The sequence below is a fragment of the Micromonospora sp. CNZ322 genome (genome assembly GCF_007827755.1).
Genome location: NZ_VITD01000005.1, coordinates 382,840 through 398,273, shown reverse-complemented (window position 1 = coordinate 398,273; position 15,434 = coordinate 382,840). Strand labels below are relative to the sequence as shown.

The following is a 15,434-nucleotide window of genomic DNA, read 5'->3' as shown; positions in this document are numbered from 1 at the left end:
CTGTCTGGCGCCGGCCTTCTCGTGCGCTTCGATCAGGCGGTCCGCGCCCGGTGTGGTGAACGGGTCGGCGCCGGCCGCCGAGTCGGCTGACCTGGTGTGGTCGGACGCTGTGGTCGGCAGCGGTGAGGTAGCAGTCGGCGGGAACGGCGTGAGTCGCAGTTCCGCCTGAACGACGATCAGGGGATTCGTGGTCGATGTCGCCCCACCAGCACGAATTCCCGCAGGTTCTACTGCGCCTCGCGGTGTCGGCGGTCTATGGCGTCGGCCAGTGCGCGGAGGCGCCTTGCTCCCGCTACAGCATCGCCGAGAACGTACGTAGCGAACTTCGGGTCGTCGGCCGCGTCGACCAGCTGCAGGGCGCCGGCGTGCAAGCCTGACATGACGTCGACCGCATTGACGATCTCATCGACGCTCGGGCGGAGTTCCGTTCTGCGTCCGTCCCGGGAAATGTCGCGGGCGGAGATCGGCTCGCCCGCGTCGCTCTCCTCCTCGGCGAGCTTGGTGAGCAGGAACGACACAATGTCCAACTCCCGGCGGCGGTCCGCGATCAGGTCGTCGACATCCGAGAGTCCATTCGGAACGAGGAACAGCTGTCCTATCTCGTAAGGCCGGAGCCCCAAGGTGATCGAGGCCTCCGTCAGCGTTCCCAACCGGTCAGCGTCCAGCAGCACCCACTTTTTTTGCGACGCCATGTTCTTTATGGTGTCACCGGTGAAACCCGGTCCGACGATCGCGATGCCGCTGGCATGATGGCGCCCCTTGTGGGTCTCGATCGCCACATCGCTGACGTCGGTGTGGGTGACATGTCCGGACGACCGCGCCTTCGCTTCGATGATCGCTGTCGACCGTGAGCCGTCGGCGTTGCGCCACTGGACAAGGATGTCCGTGTCGCCGGATCCGCCGATCGTCCGGGCCTCGAAGCCCATAGCGAGGAAGGCGTCACAGATGGCCTTCTCGAAAGCCCGGCCGTTACCTTCGCCTCCGGCCAGGGGCTCCCTGGAGAGGTGGACCAGGTTTTGCTTCACCAGAAGGGGCTGGGTCTCTGCCGGTACCAGCCGAGCGTCCTGGGTCTCGGCTGAACGCTCCAGTGGAGCGCTGGGGATGTCGGCCAGAGGCAACTCGGCCGCCAGCGCAGTCCCTCGTGGTGTGGCCCGTAGGCTCCCGTAGCGCGGCTCCTCTATCAGTCCAGTGTTGAGAAGGAAGCTGGCGATCCACCGACACTTGTCGATATTCAAACCGAACTTGGCAGCTTCGGAATACATGTCGTTCCGGGTGACGTCGTTCTCGACCGTGCGGATCATCTCGCCGACGAACCGCATGTTCGCATGCAAGATTCTTACAAAGTTGAGGTCTTCGCCTGACTCGACCCAGGCTCTGGCTGCCGGCGTGGCCTTGAAAACCCCCCGGCCCACCTCGACGAGAAGCCCCGACGCCCGCAGGAACGGCAGCATCGACTCCACGCTGCTGCTCCTCAGGTCGAACGTCTCGCTGATGAACGAGAAGAGCTCTCTTCGCTCGATCCTCACCAGAGCCGCGTTCATGATGGTTCTGAGGTTCTCAACCTTGTTGGGATTCGACGGCGGGCTCGGAACCCAGATGTTGTAGGTGTTTCGCGACTCGTGCGTGCGGGCCGACGTCGAGAACTCCTCCAGAAGACCAGCAATTTCGGCCGGAGCCTCAGGAAGCTCAACTACGCTCACAGGTGCTTCATCGAAAGCGTCCGGCCCCACCAGCACACGATCCGCAAGCAGGGTCCGCCCAGCCTGGGTGATGCCCCACCGCCGGCTGCCAATTGCCTCGATCAGGCCGAGGACCTCCTGCCAGTCCATCCGGATGCGAGTGTTTCCCCTGCTCTTCCAGGACTGCTTGTAACGCGCTCGGATGCGCTCATCGACCTCGTCGATGGTGAGCGGTTCCACGGCGATCAGCGACAGGACCTCCGCGAAGAGCCTGATGCGATCGGCCAGGATCGTGGCCAGACGTGCCGGCGCCGGATCGGACTGGAGCTTCAACCCGGTCGCGGTGAGGCGAAGCTCGTCGGCGGTGTTCTCGACGAGCTGGAGGCCCCGAAGGAAGCCGTAGTAGTCACGCCACGTCGCAGGCTCCAGTCTGGGGGCTGCGCCACCCTGGCGTCGTTCGATGCTCTCGATGTCGAACGACAACTCAGGCTTCGTGTCGAGGCCAACCGCGCGCCCCTCGCCGACCTGCTTGACGAGCTCGAGGACTAGCGGGAGCCACACCGCCTTACCGCCGAGCAGGCCCGGGATCGCGCTGGCCTGCCTGCGCCAGAGCGCCTTCTGTTCGGCGAGAACTTCGGGTCGGCCGGACGGATCACCATGCGTCATGGGGGACATCCTAGATAGACATTCAAGCAGTGATCAATGCCATCAAGGAGTACGTCAGCCTGATTAGGCATCTACTATGAGTTATCACGTCGGTCTGCCCAGGATGGCCCTGGCCGTCACGGTGGGGTACTCGGGACATCCTCGGCTTGTGCGCCAGCGAGGGCGGTGAAGGCACCAAGTTCTGCTGCGGGCCCCACCGAGTTGAAGAACCGCCGTGTCGCCGACGCGTGCGTGGTGGGAGGAGTCGTGCACGTCGGTCATGGACTCGTCTCTCGGATCGGTCGCTGGGCGGCCCGTTTGCTCGGATATCCGAAAGATCAGGCCAGCAGACGCGGGATGGCCAGTAGGCGGCGTCCGACGTTGTGCTCCCGAGCTGGTTGGTCACCTCGTCTGAGGCGCTGCTTGTGCCGCCGAGACACGGCTGTTGCTGCAAACTGCTCGACCAGTCGGGCTGGATGACCACGGACGAGCTGGTGCGAGGCTCAGCTGTCGCCGGGGCGCACCAGCCCGCTCTCGTACGCGATAACCACAAGCTGGGCCCGGTCGCGGGCGTTCAGTTTGTGCAGCAGACGACTCACGTACGTGCGGGCGGTGTCCGGGCTGAGATGCAGGGCCGCCCCGATCTCCACATTCGACCGTCCGGTGCCGACCTGTGCCAGGACGTCGCGTTCCCGCGCGGTGAGCCCGGTCAACCGGGCGGGGTCCGCGATGGGGGAGCGGGCGGCCGCGGCGATCACCCGCCGGGTCACCGCCGGTGACAGCAGCGCGTCCCCGCCGGCCACCACGCGGACGGCGTCCCGCAGGGCGTCGGGCGGGGTGTCCTTGAGGAGGAAGCCGGCGGCGCCGGCGCGGATGGCCTCGAAGAGGTACTCGTCGTCGTCGAAGGTGGTCAGCATGACCACCCGGACGTGGGCCAGCGCCGGGTCGGCGAGGATGCGGCGGGTGGCCTCGATACCGTCACCGCCGGGCATCCGGACATCCATCAGGACGACGTCGGGCCGCTGCTCGCGGGCGACCGCCACACCGGCCCGGCCGTCGCCGGCTTCGCCGACAACGGTGATGTCCGGGGCGCGTTCCAGCAACGCGCGGAGTCCGGTGCGGACCAGGTGCTGGTCGTCGACGAGGACGACGCGTACGTCGGTCATGCGGCGACTCCGGCCAGCGGTAGGTGGACCGAGACCCGGAAGCCGCCGTCAGCGGTCTCGCCGGCATCGAGGGTTCCGCCGAGCAGGGCAACCCGCTCCGACATACCGCGTAGCCCTTGACCCGTCTCAACCGCCGTGCCGCCGGCGGATCCCCGACCGTCGTCAACGATCTCCACCGACAGCCGGGCCGGGCTCGCCCGGATCGTCACAGTGGCGCGGGTGGCGTGTGCGTGGCGTAGCACATTGGTCAGTGCCTCCTGCACGATGCGGTACACAGTGCTGCCGACCACCGTGGGCAGGGTGTCGACCGAGCCGTCGATACGCAGTTCGACCGGCAGCCCACCGCGGCGGACGCCCTCAATGAGCGTACGCAGCTGGGTGAAACCGGGAGCCGGCTCGCGCGGCCCGGGCTCGCGACGCAGCGTGCCCACCGTGGCACGCAGCTCGGCCATGGCGCTGCCGCTCACCGAGTGGATCGCGGCCAGGGCGGCCTCGGCCCGCTCGGGTTCGGCATCAGCGAGTGCCTCCCTCGCCACAGCCGACTGCAGGGTGACCACCGACATCGTGTGTCCGAGCGTGTCGTGCACCTCCCGGGCAATGCGCAGCCGCTCGGCCTCGACCTGCCGGGCTGCCTCCCGGCGGCGTTCCTCGGCCGCCGAGGCGGCCTGCCGGGCCAGCGTGACCCGTAGCGAACGCCGGTTGCGGACGGCGTCACCGAGAGCGATGACGGCGAGTATCAGGGCCGCCTCGGAGCCGAGACCGGCACCGATCACGACAGAGATGTCGTCTCCCTCGACGAGCCGGGCGGCCACCGAAACGGCCAGCAGGCTCCCGCCGACGGCGGCGGCCGGGACCACCCGGCCCCGCTGGGCGGCCACGTAGAGGATGGCGGCGGCCGGCGCGGCCACGCCGACCGGCGGCAACTCCAGCGCGTAGTAGCCGAGGATGCCGGCGGCTGTCGCCAGCAGCGCGGGGACGGTCCAACGCCGGGCCACCAGCAGCAGTACGGCCAGGCCGACCCCGAACCCGCCGGCCAGCGCCGCCTGGGAGATCGGCGCGTCCTCGGTCACGATCGCAGCCGCGACCAGGCCCAGGATGGCCACAGCGAGCAGCGCCTCGGTTCGGGTGGGTGAGGTGGCCTGCACGTCCGTGAGCCTAAGTCGGCGCGGGCCCGCGCCGCTGCCGTCCGCAGGCATCGCCCCCGCCCCCATACGTACGTCGAGAAGCGATGCCAGCTCACGCGGCTGCGCGGCAGACGGCCCCGATTTGGCGACCTAGCGTCAACGGCGACATCACAGATCGTGACCACATGGGTCCCGAGATTAAGGAGAAGTACTGCTGTGTCCCGTATCAGGCTGACGTGGACCGTGCTTATCGTGCTCGTCTGGGCAGCGATGATGTCCTTTGGTGGGGTCGCGGCCGAGACCGTGATGCTCTACCCGAACATTTTCGGGGACGCACCCGCCTCGCTGGACCGGGCCCGTGAGTTCCTGGTCGCCGGAGGCCCGAGCGACTACTTCCCGCCGCTGGGCGCCTCGGTCGTGTTGATGAGCCTCGCCGCGACCGCCCTCACGTGGCGCAATCGGCGACTGCGGTGGTACGTCGCCGCCGCCGCGGCGGTCTTCATCGCCTGCGAGTTCCTGTTCTCGGTGGTGTTCTTCTGGCCACGCAACGAGATCATGTTCGTCGACCCGGTCGGCACGCACTCCCCGGAGTACCTACGCCAGGTTGCCGAGGAGTTCGTCGCCGGCCACTGGGTGCGCCTCGCCGGCGGAGCGGTGACATCCGCGCTGGCATTCACCGCCCTGCTGCGCTTCGCCAGGGAAACCGCGCCGGTACGGGCCACGCGATGAGCGTCGGGCGTCGCACGCTCGGGTTCTCGTGGCCTGCCCTGGTCGCGCTCGCCGTGTTGGCCGCACCGCGGGTGGTCCTGCACGACCTGCACGTCGTGGAGGAAGGGCAGCCCGCCGCCGTGCTGCTCGCGGTCGTACCGCTGATCTGTTGGGTCGCCGCCGTGCTGTGGCGGCGTCCGCCGCGTCCGTTCCTGACCGTGGTGGTCATCGGGGCGATCTACGGTGTTCTTCTCGCGGTTGGTCACCAGATTCTGTGGGACGAGGCGTTCGGTGCGACCGGGCCGAGGCTCGGGGACATCGACCCTCGGGCGCAGGAAGCGATCCTTCGGGTGGCGGCGGTGTTCTCCAGCCTCGTCACCGGAATCCTGACCGGGGTGGTGGCCGGGGCGGTGGCGGCGGTCCTGGGCCGGCTCGTCATCGGGCGGCAGCGCGCCGCCGGGCAGTCGGTCGAGAAGGCGTGGCGCGGACCGGACGACGCGGGTGCCACTCGGCCACCGCAAGGCTGATCTGTCAACCGGCGAGCACCAGCCCGGCGCGAGCAGGGGACGGCCGCTGAACGCGGCCGTCCCCAGAGGTGGTGCGGACGTCAAGGGCATGTCCCGAGGTTCAGCGGATCGTCGCCCCGCCGGTGGGGGTCGGCTGGATCCGCTCGAACCGCACCTTGCTCAGGAATCCCGGGAGGTCACTGAGCACGTACAGTTCGCCGTTCACATCGGCGCCGAACGCAGTCGGCTGGGTGGGGAAGGTGCCGATCTCAGCGGACTCGTAGCCACCCGTGGACTTGGGACGCACGGCGAAAGCGCGGGTCGAGCAGTAGTCGCTGGCGATGTAGGTGCCCCGCGCCTCCGGGGTGACGGACCCCCGGTACACCAGGCCGCCGATGATGGAGCAGTTCTCCGTCATGTAGTGGTCGTACTCGACGATCGGGTCGGTGAGCCGCACGCCCGGCCGGCACTGCGTCTCGTCGAAGACCGGCGTGCCCTCTCGACAGGACCAGCCGAGGTTCGCGCCACGCTGCGACGGGCGGACGTGGTTGATCTCCTCGATCAGACCCTGGCCGACGTCACCGATCCACAGCGAGTTGTCGGCCGGGTCGATGGAGAACTTCCACGGGTTGCGCAGCCCGTAGACCCAGATTTCCGGGCGCGCGCCCGGCGTGCGGACGAACGGGTTGTCGTAGGGCACGCAGTAGGGCTTTCCCCCGCAGCTGCGGTTGACGTCGATCCGCAGGATCTTGCCGAGCAGGGTGCCGAGGTTCTGGCCGCTCTTGTAGGGGTCGTTCGCGTAGCCACCGTCGCCGAGGGACCAGTAGAGGTAGCCGTCGCGGCCGAAGGCCACCTGTCCGCCGTTGTGGTTGCCGTACTCGGCGTGCGCCTGGGTGAGCAGCACCTGCACCCGATCAGGAGCGTTGATGGGCACTCGCGCCAGGGTCAGCGCGCCGGCCGGCAGGCTCGTGTAGGCCACGTAGAGCATCCCGGTCCGCGCGAAGTTCGGCGCCGGAGTGATGCCGAGAAGGCCGCGCTCGTTGTCCGACGTGTCGATCCGGGCGGTCAGGTCGATCACCGGGTCGGGTGCCAGGCCGGTGTCGGGGTGGTAGGCGCGGACAGTGCCGTTCTTCTCCGCGATCAGCATCCGGCCGTCCGGCAGCCCGGTGATCGCGATCGGACGCTGCAGACCGAAAGCCACCTGTTCGGAAACCACGGTCAGCTCAGCGAGTGGCGCAGCACGGAGTTTCGATGGGCCGGCCGCGGCGGTGCTGGCCACCGGCGCCGGTGGCGACAGAGACGTAGCCAGGGCCAGAACGAGCAACCCGGCCAGCATGGCGGCCGGGCGACGACGTCGTCGTGACATGTTCAGCTCCTCGAGCAGGTGGGTGGTGGACGCGGTCTGGGAGCGTTCCCACGATACATTGGCTCGAATCGATATCCAACCTCTCGCTGATCTCTCGCGGCCGGTCGTACCAGGTGTGGTTGCGGCGGGGTGCGCGCTGACGCAACTCCGGCGGCGGCCGGCTCGTTGGTAGCGAGGGGCGGACGGAGGCGGACGATGGCGGCGGGGCGGGGTGCCGAACTGCTGCGCCCTCCGGTGAGCTCGGGTCGGGCGACGTTCCTGGAGCTGTTCTTCGATCTGGCGTTCGTCGTGGCCCTCACCCGGGTCTCGCAACGATTCGCGGGGTTGAGCGATGACACCGGCTGGGCGCTCGCCGGGGGGTTCGGGCGTACCCTGCTGCTCTTTCTGGCGCTCTGGTTGATCTGGTCGCACACCGCCTGGATCACCAGCCGGTACGAACCGGAGCAGCCGATCATTCAGGCCGTCGTGGTCGGCACCATGTTCGCCGGCCTGATCATGGCGGTGACGCTGCCCCGCGCCATGGAGGAGCGAGCGCTGCCGTTCGCGGTCGCGTACCTGATGGTGATGGTGGTGCGGCCGCTGGTGGTCGCCGTCGCGCTGCGTGGCCATCCGCGACGGCTGGTGCCCTTCCGGCTTGTCGTATGGGCTCTGGCGAGCGCCCCGCTGTGGCTGGCCGGCGCGTTGGGCCCGGATCACCTCCGCCTGCCGCTGTGGGTTGTCGCCCTCGCTGTCGACTACCTCGCCTGGACTTTGGGCTGGCCGCTGCCGTGGCTCGGGGTCGCGAAGGTGGGTCGGTGGCGGATCGCGGGGACCCATCTCGCGGACCGTTATCAGCAGATGTTCCTCATCGCGCTCGGTGAGTCGATTCTGGTTATCGGCGTGGTCTTCAGCGGCGCGGACTACTCCGCGGAGCGGGCAGCCGCCTTCGCGGTCGCGTTCGCCACCAGCGCGCTGCTCTGGCGGATCTACTTCTACCGCGCCGGTCTGCTGCTGACGGAGGCGTTCGACCGGGCGGGTATGCCCGGCCGGCTGGGAGCGGTGTCGGAACGGACGCACCTGTTGATCGTGCTCAGCGTGCTCGTCACGGCGGTCGGCTACGAGCTGGTGATCGATCATCCGTACGGGCAGCCGCGGCCCAGTTGGCTGCTGTTCGTGGTGGGCGGTCCGATGCTCTTCCTCGTCGCCCGGGTGCGGTTGCAGCACGAGATTTTTGGTCGGGTTTCCCATTCCCACCTGATCGGATTGGTCGCTCTGCTGCTGTGCACGCCGGCGTTGGCCCAGTGGGCGCCGATGGTCGGGCTGAGCGTGGTGGCCGCAGTGCTGGCCCTGGTCGCGCTTGTCGACGCGTTGCGCAGGTGGGGACAGCCGACGGAGATTTCCGCTTCACCGATCGGAGGCGGAACCTCCGACGTTGGCGATTCCGAGGCGTAACGCGGTCAGGCGTAGCTACCGCGGCCACCGCAGACCCGCCGTCTGACCCGAGCGGGGGCGGAGTTGGCCGACGAGGTCGGCTTCGACGAGGTCACCGTCTCGGCGCTCGCCCGGCGGTGCGGCGTCAAGCTCCCGAGCTTGTACTCGCACCTGAAGAACTCACAGGATCTCCGGGTCCGCATTGCGCTGTTCGCGCTGGAGGAACTCGCTGACCGTGTGGCCGATGCCGTCGCCGGTCGTGCCGGCAGGGATGCCCTGGCCGCTTTCGCCGACGCCTACCGTGACTACGCCAGGGAGCACCCGGGCCGCTATGCCGCCGCTCGGCTCCGGCTCGATCCGGAAACGGCGGCCGCCAGCGCCGGCGTCCGGCACGCGCAGATGGCCAGGGCGATCCTGCGGGGCTATGAGTTGAATGACCCGGACGCGACGCACGCGGTCCGGCTGCTGGGCAGCGTCTTCCACGGCTACGTCAGCTTGGAGCTGGCCGGCGCTTTCGCGCACAGCGCCCCCGATGAGCAGCAATCCTGGGACTGGATCGTGGACTCACTCGACGCGCTGCTACGCAGCCGCGGCTCCTGACGGGGCGAGGGACGCACTAGTCCGCGAGTGGTTTGCGGCGCGGCGCGCCGGTGAACACCGATATTCCTCGAGAGGCATTGAGGTAATGACCACCGAGCATCACTGGACCACCCCGATCACTGCGGAGCTGCTGCGCGGCTTCGTCGACCTGGAGACGACCGCGCGCGGTCTGCTGCCGCATCGGCTGACCGCACGGGCGCGCCGGCAGATCCCCGACGACCAACTGGCCATGGCGGAGGCCCAGCCTTCCGGTGTGCGGCTGGCGTTCCGTACCGAGGCCACCACGATCGAACTGGACACGCTGCCCACCAAACGGGTCTACCAAGGCTTTCCGCCCCCACCGGACGGCGTCTACGACCTGCTGATCGACGGCCGCCTGACCGCGCAGGCCTCGGTGCCCGGAGGCAACGTCCGGACCGTCACCGACATGTTCACTCAAACCTCGGTGCTGGCCGAGGGGCCGACCGGCACCGCCCGCTTCGCCGATCTGCCCGCGGGTGAGAAAAACGTCGAGATCTGGCTCCCACACACGGAGATCACTGAGCTGATCGCGCTGCGCACCGACGCGCCCGTCGAGCAGACCCCGCCCAACCGGCGCAGGACGTGGCTACACCACCGCAGTTCCATCAGCCACGGTTCGAATGCCGGGCATCCCAGCGCCATCTGGCCGGCCCTGGCCGCGGCTGAGGGCGGCGTGGAGTTGGTCAACCTGGGGTTCGGCGGGAGCGCTCTGCTCGACCCGTTCACCGCCCGCGCCATGCGGGACATCACCGCGGACCTGATCAGCGTCAAGATCGGCATCAACATCGTCAACAGCGATGTGATGCGTCTACGCGCCTTCACCCCCGCGGTCCACGGGTTCCTCGACACTGTCCGGGAGGGGCATCCGACCACACCACTGCTGGTCGTGTCCGCCATCCTGTGCCCGGTGCAGGAAGACACGCCCGGCCCTCTCGCGCCAGACCTCGAGGGCGGGAGCCTGCGGTTCAAGGGCACGGGAGATCCGGCCGAACGCACCGCGGGGCGGCTGACCCTCAACATCATCCGTGACGAACTCGCCCGGATCGTCGAACAGCGCTCGGCCGACGACCCGAACCTGCACTACCTCGACGGACGCGACCTGTACGGCGCGGCCGACTACGCCGAACTCCCACTACCCGACGAGGTCCACCCCGACCCTGCCGGACATCGCCGCATCGCGGAGAACTTCGCGCGGCTCGCGTTCGGCGACGGCGGCCCATTCGCCACGAAGACCGGCTAACCGTTTGGGTACGCAGACATCGAGGACCGCGCCGAATTTCCGAGGTGCCGCCCGGGGGTGGGTTGCCGATTTCAGCTCCAGAGCCCTGCCGAGCGGTAGCGGCTCGGCTCGAAGATAGGTTGGCTCGATGGGAGACCTCGGGCACCTGTTCCGCTCGGCCGCCGAGCATGCCGCTGACTACCGAACGTCGCTGTCGGAGCGTCAGGTTGGAATTCCCGTCGACAGGTGGCGCTGAACGGTGCCTTCTCCGGCCCATTGCCCTCCGCGTCGTGCCCGCCGGAACAGGTGCTTGCCGACCTGATCGCTGCGGCCGAGCCGGGGCTGGTGGCCAGCGCCGGCCCGCGGTACTTCGGGTTCGTGGTCGGTGGCGCGTTGCCGGCGGCGACCGCGGCGGACATCGTGGCAGCTGGTTGGGACCAGCTCGCGACCAACGCCGTGACATCGCCGGCCGCTGTCGCGGCCGAAGCTGTCGCAGGTGGCTGGTTGAAGGAGTTGCTGGGTATCCCTGCGTCGGCGTCGGTCGGTTTCGTCACCGGTGCCCAGGCGGCCAACACCGCAGGGCTCGCCGCCGCCCGGCACCAGGTACTGGCGGATGCGGGCTGGGACGTGGAACGGCGCGGGCTGCTCGGGGCGCCACCGATCCGGGTGATCGCTGGTCAGGAGCGGCACGGGAGCATCGACCGGTCGCTGCGTCTGCTCGGCCTCGGGACCGACGCGGTGCGCCCGGTGCCCGCCGAGCCGAACGGTGCCATCGACCTCGAATCGCTGCGGGAGGCACTGCGGGCCGGATCGTCTGGTCCCACCATCGTTTGCCTGCAGGCCGGGAATGTGAACACCGGTGCCTGCGACCAACTCCGCGAGGCATGCGAACTGGCACGCCGGCACGGCGGCTGGGTGCACGTGGACGGGGCATTCGGGCTGTGGGCGGCGGCTAGCCCCGGCACCCGGCACCTGGTGGACGGGCTGGAGTTGGCCGATTCGTGGGCCTGCGACGGTCACAAGTGGCTCAATCTTCCGTACGACTCGGCGTTCGCGTTCTGCGCCCGGCCCGATGTGCACGCCGCGGCGATGTCCTACAGCGCCCCGTACCTGGTCGGTTCCGGCGGGACGCCAGTCGGAGCGGACCTGACCGCGGAGTCCTCACGGCGGGCTCGTGGGTTCGCCGTCTGGGCCGGACTGCGCGAACTGGGCAGCCTCGGCGTCGCCGCAGTGGTCGAGCGCTGCTGCGAGTTGGCCCGTCGATTCGCCGTCGGCCTGGCCAGGGCCGGCTTCGAGGTCGCGAACGAGGTGGTCCTCAACCAGGTGCTGGTCGGCTTCGGCGACGATGCGCGCACCGACCGGGTGGTGGCCGCGGTCCAGGCTGACGGCACCTGCTGGATGGGTGGAACAACGTGGCGAGGACGGCGGCTGATGCGGATCTCCGTGTCCAACGCCGCCACGACCGAAGCGGACGTGGACCGGTCGATCGCCGCGATCACCCGTCTCACCCGCACAACCGATCGGAGAGACGCGCACCGCGCGTTGATGTCGAAACGGCGTTCCTTCACGGGTAGTGGCGAGCGCCACGCCTTCCCCGCCCCCACCGAAAGAGTAGATAGAACGATCGGTCTTGACGAGGGAGGTCCGAGTCGGTACGGTTTTCACGGACAGAACGTTCGTTCTGCCTGGCGCCAGTCAAGTGTGCAGCTGTGCCTGAAGGAGACCGCCATGCCTACCAAGATCACCCTCGTCATCGGTAACCCCGCGGACCCCGACGACTTCGAGAAGGTCTACGCCGACGTACGCCGGGCCGCCGAGACGTTCCCGAAGCTTCAGCGGGTCGAGTCGGCCAAGGTGTGGCCGGAGGAGGACGGCACGCCCACTCCCGCGTACCGGACGCTCGACCTGTACTTCGCCAGCTACGAGGACGCCGCTGCCGCAGTCGCGACGCCCGCCGCCGGTGCCGTCTTCGGTGGGCTCCAGGGCGCTCAGGTGGAGATCACGGGGCTGTTCTCAATCATCGAGTAGCACCGCCCTTCCCCTCCCGCCAGCGGCCCGCCCCCCCGCTGGGCGTCCGTCCCCTTCGCTCCGGAATCACCGAGAGGATGACCATGACCACCCTTGCCGTTCCCGGCATCTCGACGACGGCCGCTGCCCTGCGGCGCTTGTACTTCGGTCGCTTCGCCTTCGCAATCGTCTGGGCTGCCGTGATGCTCCCACTCGCCAAGCACCTCAACCCCCTCACCGTCGCGCTGCTCGTGCTCTACCCGCTGTTCGACGTTGCCGCCGCCATCGTCGACGTCCGCGCGTCGCGAGCCACCGGATCGCCCACCCTGCTGTACGTGAACGTCGCGATCAGCCTGCTCGCCGCGGTGGGCCTGGGCGTCGCCGGCGCGTCCGGCATCCCTGCGGTCCTGCGCGTCTGGGGCGCCTGGGCGGTCGTGGCCGGACTGGTGCAGCTGATCGTGGCTGTCACCCGCCGCACGATGGGCGGCCAATGGCCGATGATCATCAGCGGTGGCATCTCCGTCATCGCCGGTGGATCGTTCGTCGCGGCCGCCTCCGCGGACAACCCGGCGCTGACCAACGCCATCGGCTACGCCATCCCCGGCGCCATCTTCTTCCTCATCGCGGCCATCCGCCTCGGCCGCGCCGCGAAGGGAAACTGACGTGCAGAACGCCACGTACGACGTCGTTGTCATCGGCGCGGGGCCGGTGGGGGAGAACGTCGCCGACCGCGTCGTGCAGGGCGGCCTGACCGCCGCGATCGTCGAGCGGGAACTGGTGGGTGGCGAGTGCTCGTACTGGGCCTGCATGCCGACCAAGGCATTGCTGCGCAGCCAGGCCGCGCTCCGGGCGGCTCGTCAGCTGCCCGGTGCGCGCGAGGCGGTGACCGGCGAGCTGGACGCGGCGGCCGTGCTGCGCCGCCGGGACGCCGTCGCCTCGCACTGGAAGGACGACGGTCAGGTGTCCTGGCTGGACTCCGCGGGGATCGCCCTGTACCGGGGCCAGGGGTGGATCGGCTCCGACCGGATCGTCGAGGTGACCGGGGCGGACGGCGCCACCACCTCGCTCACCGCCCGACACGCGGTCGTCATCGCGACCGGAAGTGGCGCACTGGTGCCGGACATCGCCGGTCTGCGTGAGGCGGCACCGTGGACCAGCCGTGAGGCAGCCGCCGCGAGCGAGGTTCCCGGCCGGCTCGCCATCATCGGCGGTGGCGTGGTGGCCACGGAGATGGCGACCGCGTACGCCGGCCTCGGATCAGCGGTGACGGTGCTCGTGCGCGACGGAGTGCTCACTCAGGCGGAGCCGTTCGTCGGCGAGCGGGTCACGCAGTCCCTGCGGGAAGCTGGCGTGTCGGTTCAACTCGGTGCCGAGGCCACGTCGGTGAGCCGCGACGGCGACGGCACGGTGCACATCACACTCACCGGCGGCGACCAGGTCGAGGCCGACGAGATCCTCGTCGCGATCGGCCGTACGCCGAACACGCACGACGTCGGCCTCGACCGGATCGGCCTGAAGCCGGGCGCCTGGCTCACTGTCGACGACACCCTGCGGGTGGTCGATGATGCCGGCGCGTTGATCGGCAACGGATGGCTGTACGCGGCCGGGGACGTCAACCGGCGTGTGCTCCTGACCCACCAGGGCAAGTACCAGGCTCGCGCGGTGGGCGACGTGATCGTGGCGCGGGCCACTGGCGAAGCGGCAGACGACCGCCCGTGGGGTCGGCACGTCGCCACCGCCGACGAGCGCGCCGTGCCGCAGGTCGTCTTCACCGACCCGGAGATCGCGTCGGTGGGGCTGACCGCAGCCGCCGCCGAGGCCGCCGGACTGCGGATCCGGGTCGTCGACTACGACCTGGCCGCCGTCGCCGGGGCCGCGCTGCACGCCGACGGCTACCAGGGGCACGCCCGGATGGTCGTGGACGAGGACCGACGGGTCATCGTCGGCCTCACCCTCGTCGGCCCGGACGTCGCGGAACTGATCCACGCCGCGACGATCGCCATCGTCGGCGAGGTCCCACTGGATCGGCTGTGGCACGCCGTGCCCGCGTACCCGACCGTCAGCGAGGTCTGGCTGCGCCTGCTGGAGGCGTACGGTCGCTGATCTGAGCCGTGCGGCCGTCCGCGCCGTCGCCTGCGAGCGAGGGCGGGCTCAACCGGTGGTGGAAACACTGAGGAGCTGGGTCATCCCCTCACCGGGGGTGGCCCAGCCCCAGGTCGTGCGCGGGCTAACGGGCCGACTCTGTCGACTGGCGCTCCGAGTTGATCCTGAGGAGTCCTTCGACACCGCGCAGGAAGGTCTCGGACACCAACGTGGGGTCGGAGAGGCATCCGGCCGCCATGGCGCCGTCCCGGAGCATGACGAAGTGGCGCGCTGCGGGGTCCGCCGTTCCTTCGTGGACCTGTGCCATGAGCGTGGTGATGGTGCCCAGGAACCATGCCCGGTGGGCGATGAGTTCTTGGTGCACGGGATGGCTGGTGTCGGGGTATTCCGCTGCGGCGTTCAGGAACGCGCACCCACGGAACCCGGGGGACTGGATGTTCTGAGCGATGGAATTGGCGATGGACAGGAGCGGCTCGACCGGCGAGAGGTTGGCGGCGAGGGCCTCGTCGACCATGCCGCGCTCCAGCTGATGCACCTCACGCAGGTAGGCCAGGATGAGGTCGTCCTTGCTGGGGAAGTGCCGGTAGAAGGTAGCCCTGGTCACCTTCGCCTCGGCGATGATCCGATCGACGCCAACGGAGTGGATGCCCTCCGCGTAGAAGATCCTGGTCGCCGTGCGGAGAAGCTTGAGACGTGCCTCAGAGGGTCGGGCATTGGGTTCGTCGCTCGCCATCCAACCATCTTAGCGACAGAACGTTCGGTCTGATCTGTACCTGAGGGCATTTCTTCGATCTCGCTGACGGTGGCCTCATCAGTGCTGGATTCTGGATGCGGCAACCCATCGGAGCCGGGATCGCGCGGGCTGATTCGCAATGCCGAG

General features: G+C 69.1%; 13 protein-coding genes. 8 read left to right on the top strand and 5 right to left on the bottom strand.

Translation table 11 applies throughout. The annotated features are described in order from the left end of the window. Window positions 1-227: 227 nt before the first annotated feature. From FB453_RS15710 to FB453_RS15700, 3 genes are all read right to left on the bottom strand, one after another. Window positions 228-2,345 (bottom strand): double winged helix-containing putative transcriptional regulator, encoded by a 2,118-nt coding sequence (locus FB453_RS15710; protein WP_186718302.1) that lies wholly within the window; start codon window positions 2,343-2,345, stop codon window positions 228-230. 482 nt (window positions 2,346-2,827) lie between these two features. Next, on the bottom strand, window positions 2,828-3,490 hold the full coding sequence (locus FB453_RS15705) for a response regulator transcription factor (RefSeq protein ID WP_112726174.1): 663 nt from the start codon (window positions 3,488-3,490) through the stop codon (window positions 2,828-2,830). Continuing rightward, window positions 3,487-4,635, bottom strand: coding sequence for a sensor histidine kinase (locus FB453_RS15700; protein ID WP_145790947.1), 1,149 nt, complete (start codon window positions 4,633-4,635; stop codon window positions 3,487-3,489). Before FB453_RS15700 ends, FB453_RS15705 begins: the two co-directional genes overlap by 4 nt. A gap of 231 nt (window positions 4,636-4,866) precedes the next feature. On the opposite strand from FB453_RS15700, the gene FB453_RS15695 reads away from it, so the two are divergent. Further along, the gene (locus FB453_RS15695; protein ID WP_486480284.1) at window positions 4,867-5,343 is read left to right on the top strand and encodes a DUF1772 domain-containing protein; all 477 of its coding nucleotides are present in this window, start codon (window positions 4,867-4,869) and stop codon (window positions 5,341-5,343) included. Further along, window positions 5,340-5,849: a hypothetical protein gene (locus tag FB453_RS15690; RefSeq protein WP_486480283.1), complete on the top strand. Its 510-nt coding sequence runs from the start codon at window positions 5,340-5,342 to the stop codon at window positions 5,847-5,849. The genes FB453_RS15695 and FB453_RS15690 overlap by 4 nt, the downstream gene beginning before the upstream one ends. 100 nt (window positions 5,850-5,949) lie before the next feature. Here FB453_RS15690 and FB453_RS15685 read toward each other — a convergent pair whose 3' ends face one another. Continuing rightward, the gene (locus FB453_RS15685; protein ID WP_145790945.1) at window positions 5,950-7,194 is read right to left on the bottom strand and encodes a PQQ-dependent sugar dehydrogenase; all 1,245 of its coding nucleotides are present in this window, start codon (window positions 7,192-7,194) and stop codon (window positions 5,950-5,952) included. Between the two features lie 195 nt (window positions 7,195-7,389). Here FB453_RS15685 and FB453_RS15680 point away from each other — a divergent pair, with 195 nt between their 5' ends. The 6 genes from FB453_RS15680 (at window position 7,390) to FB453_RS15655 (ending at window position 14,554) form a co-directional block, all read left to right on the top strand. Then, a complete protein-coding gene (locus FB453_RS15680; protein WP_145790942.1) occupies window positions 7,390-8,625 on the top strand; it encodes a low temperature requirement protein A in 1,236 nt (411 codons plus the stop codon). A gap of 42 nt (window positions 8,626-8,667) precedes the next feature. Further along, complete coding sequence (locus tag FB453_RS15675; RefSeq protein WP_145790940.1) at window positions 8,668-9,204, top strand: TetR/AcrR family transcriptional regulator; 537 nt, start codon at window positions 8,668-8,670, stop codon at window positions 9,202-9,204. 85 nt (window positions 9,205-9,289) lie between these two features. Then, entirely contained in the window at window positions 9,290-10,465 is a 1,176-nt protein-coding gene (locus FB453_RS15670) for a GDSL-type esterase/lipase family protein (RefSeq protein WP_145790938.1), read from the top strand. A gap of 225 nt (window positions 10,466-10,690) precedes the next feature. After that, entirely contained in the window at window positions 10,691-12,472 is a 1,782-nt protein-coding gene (locus tag FB453_RS15665) for a pyridoxal phosphate-dependent decarboxylase family protein (protein ID WP_486480282.1), read from the top strand. 83 nt (window positions 12,473-12,555) lie between these two features. After that, the gene (locus FB453_RS15660; protein WP_145790936.1) at window positions 12,556-13,113 is read left to right on the top strand and encodes a hypothetical protein; all 558 of its coding nucleotides are present in this window, start codon (window positions 12,556-12,558) and stop codon (window positions 13,111-13,113) included. 1 nt (window position 13,114) lies between these two features. Then, window positions 13,115-14,554 (top strand): dihydrolipoyl dehydrogenase family protein, encoded by a 1,440-nt coding sequence (locus FB453_RS15655; protein ID WP_145790933.1) that lies wholly within the window; start codon window positions 13,115-13,117, stop codon window positions 14,552-14,554. A gap of 124 nt (window positions 14,555-14,678) precedes the next feature. On the opposite strand, the gene FB453_RS15650 is transcribed toward FB453_RS15655, so the two are convergent. Then, window positions 14,679-15,287, bottom strand: coding sequence for a TetR/AcrR family transcriptional regulator (locus tag FB453_RS15650; protein ID WP_145790931.1), 609 nt, complete (start codon window positions 15,285-15,287; stop codon window positions 14,679-14,681). Between the last annotated feature and the right edge of the window lie 147 nt (window positions 15,288-15,434).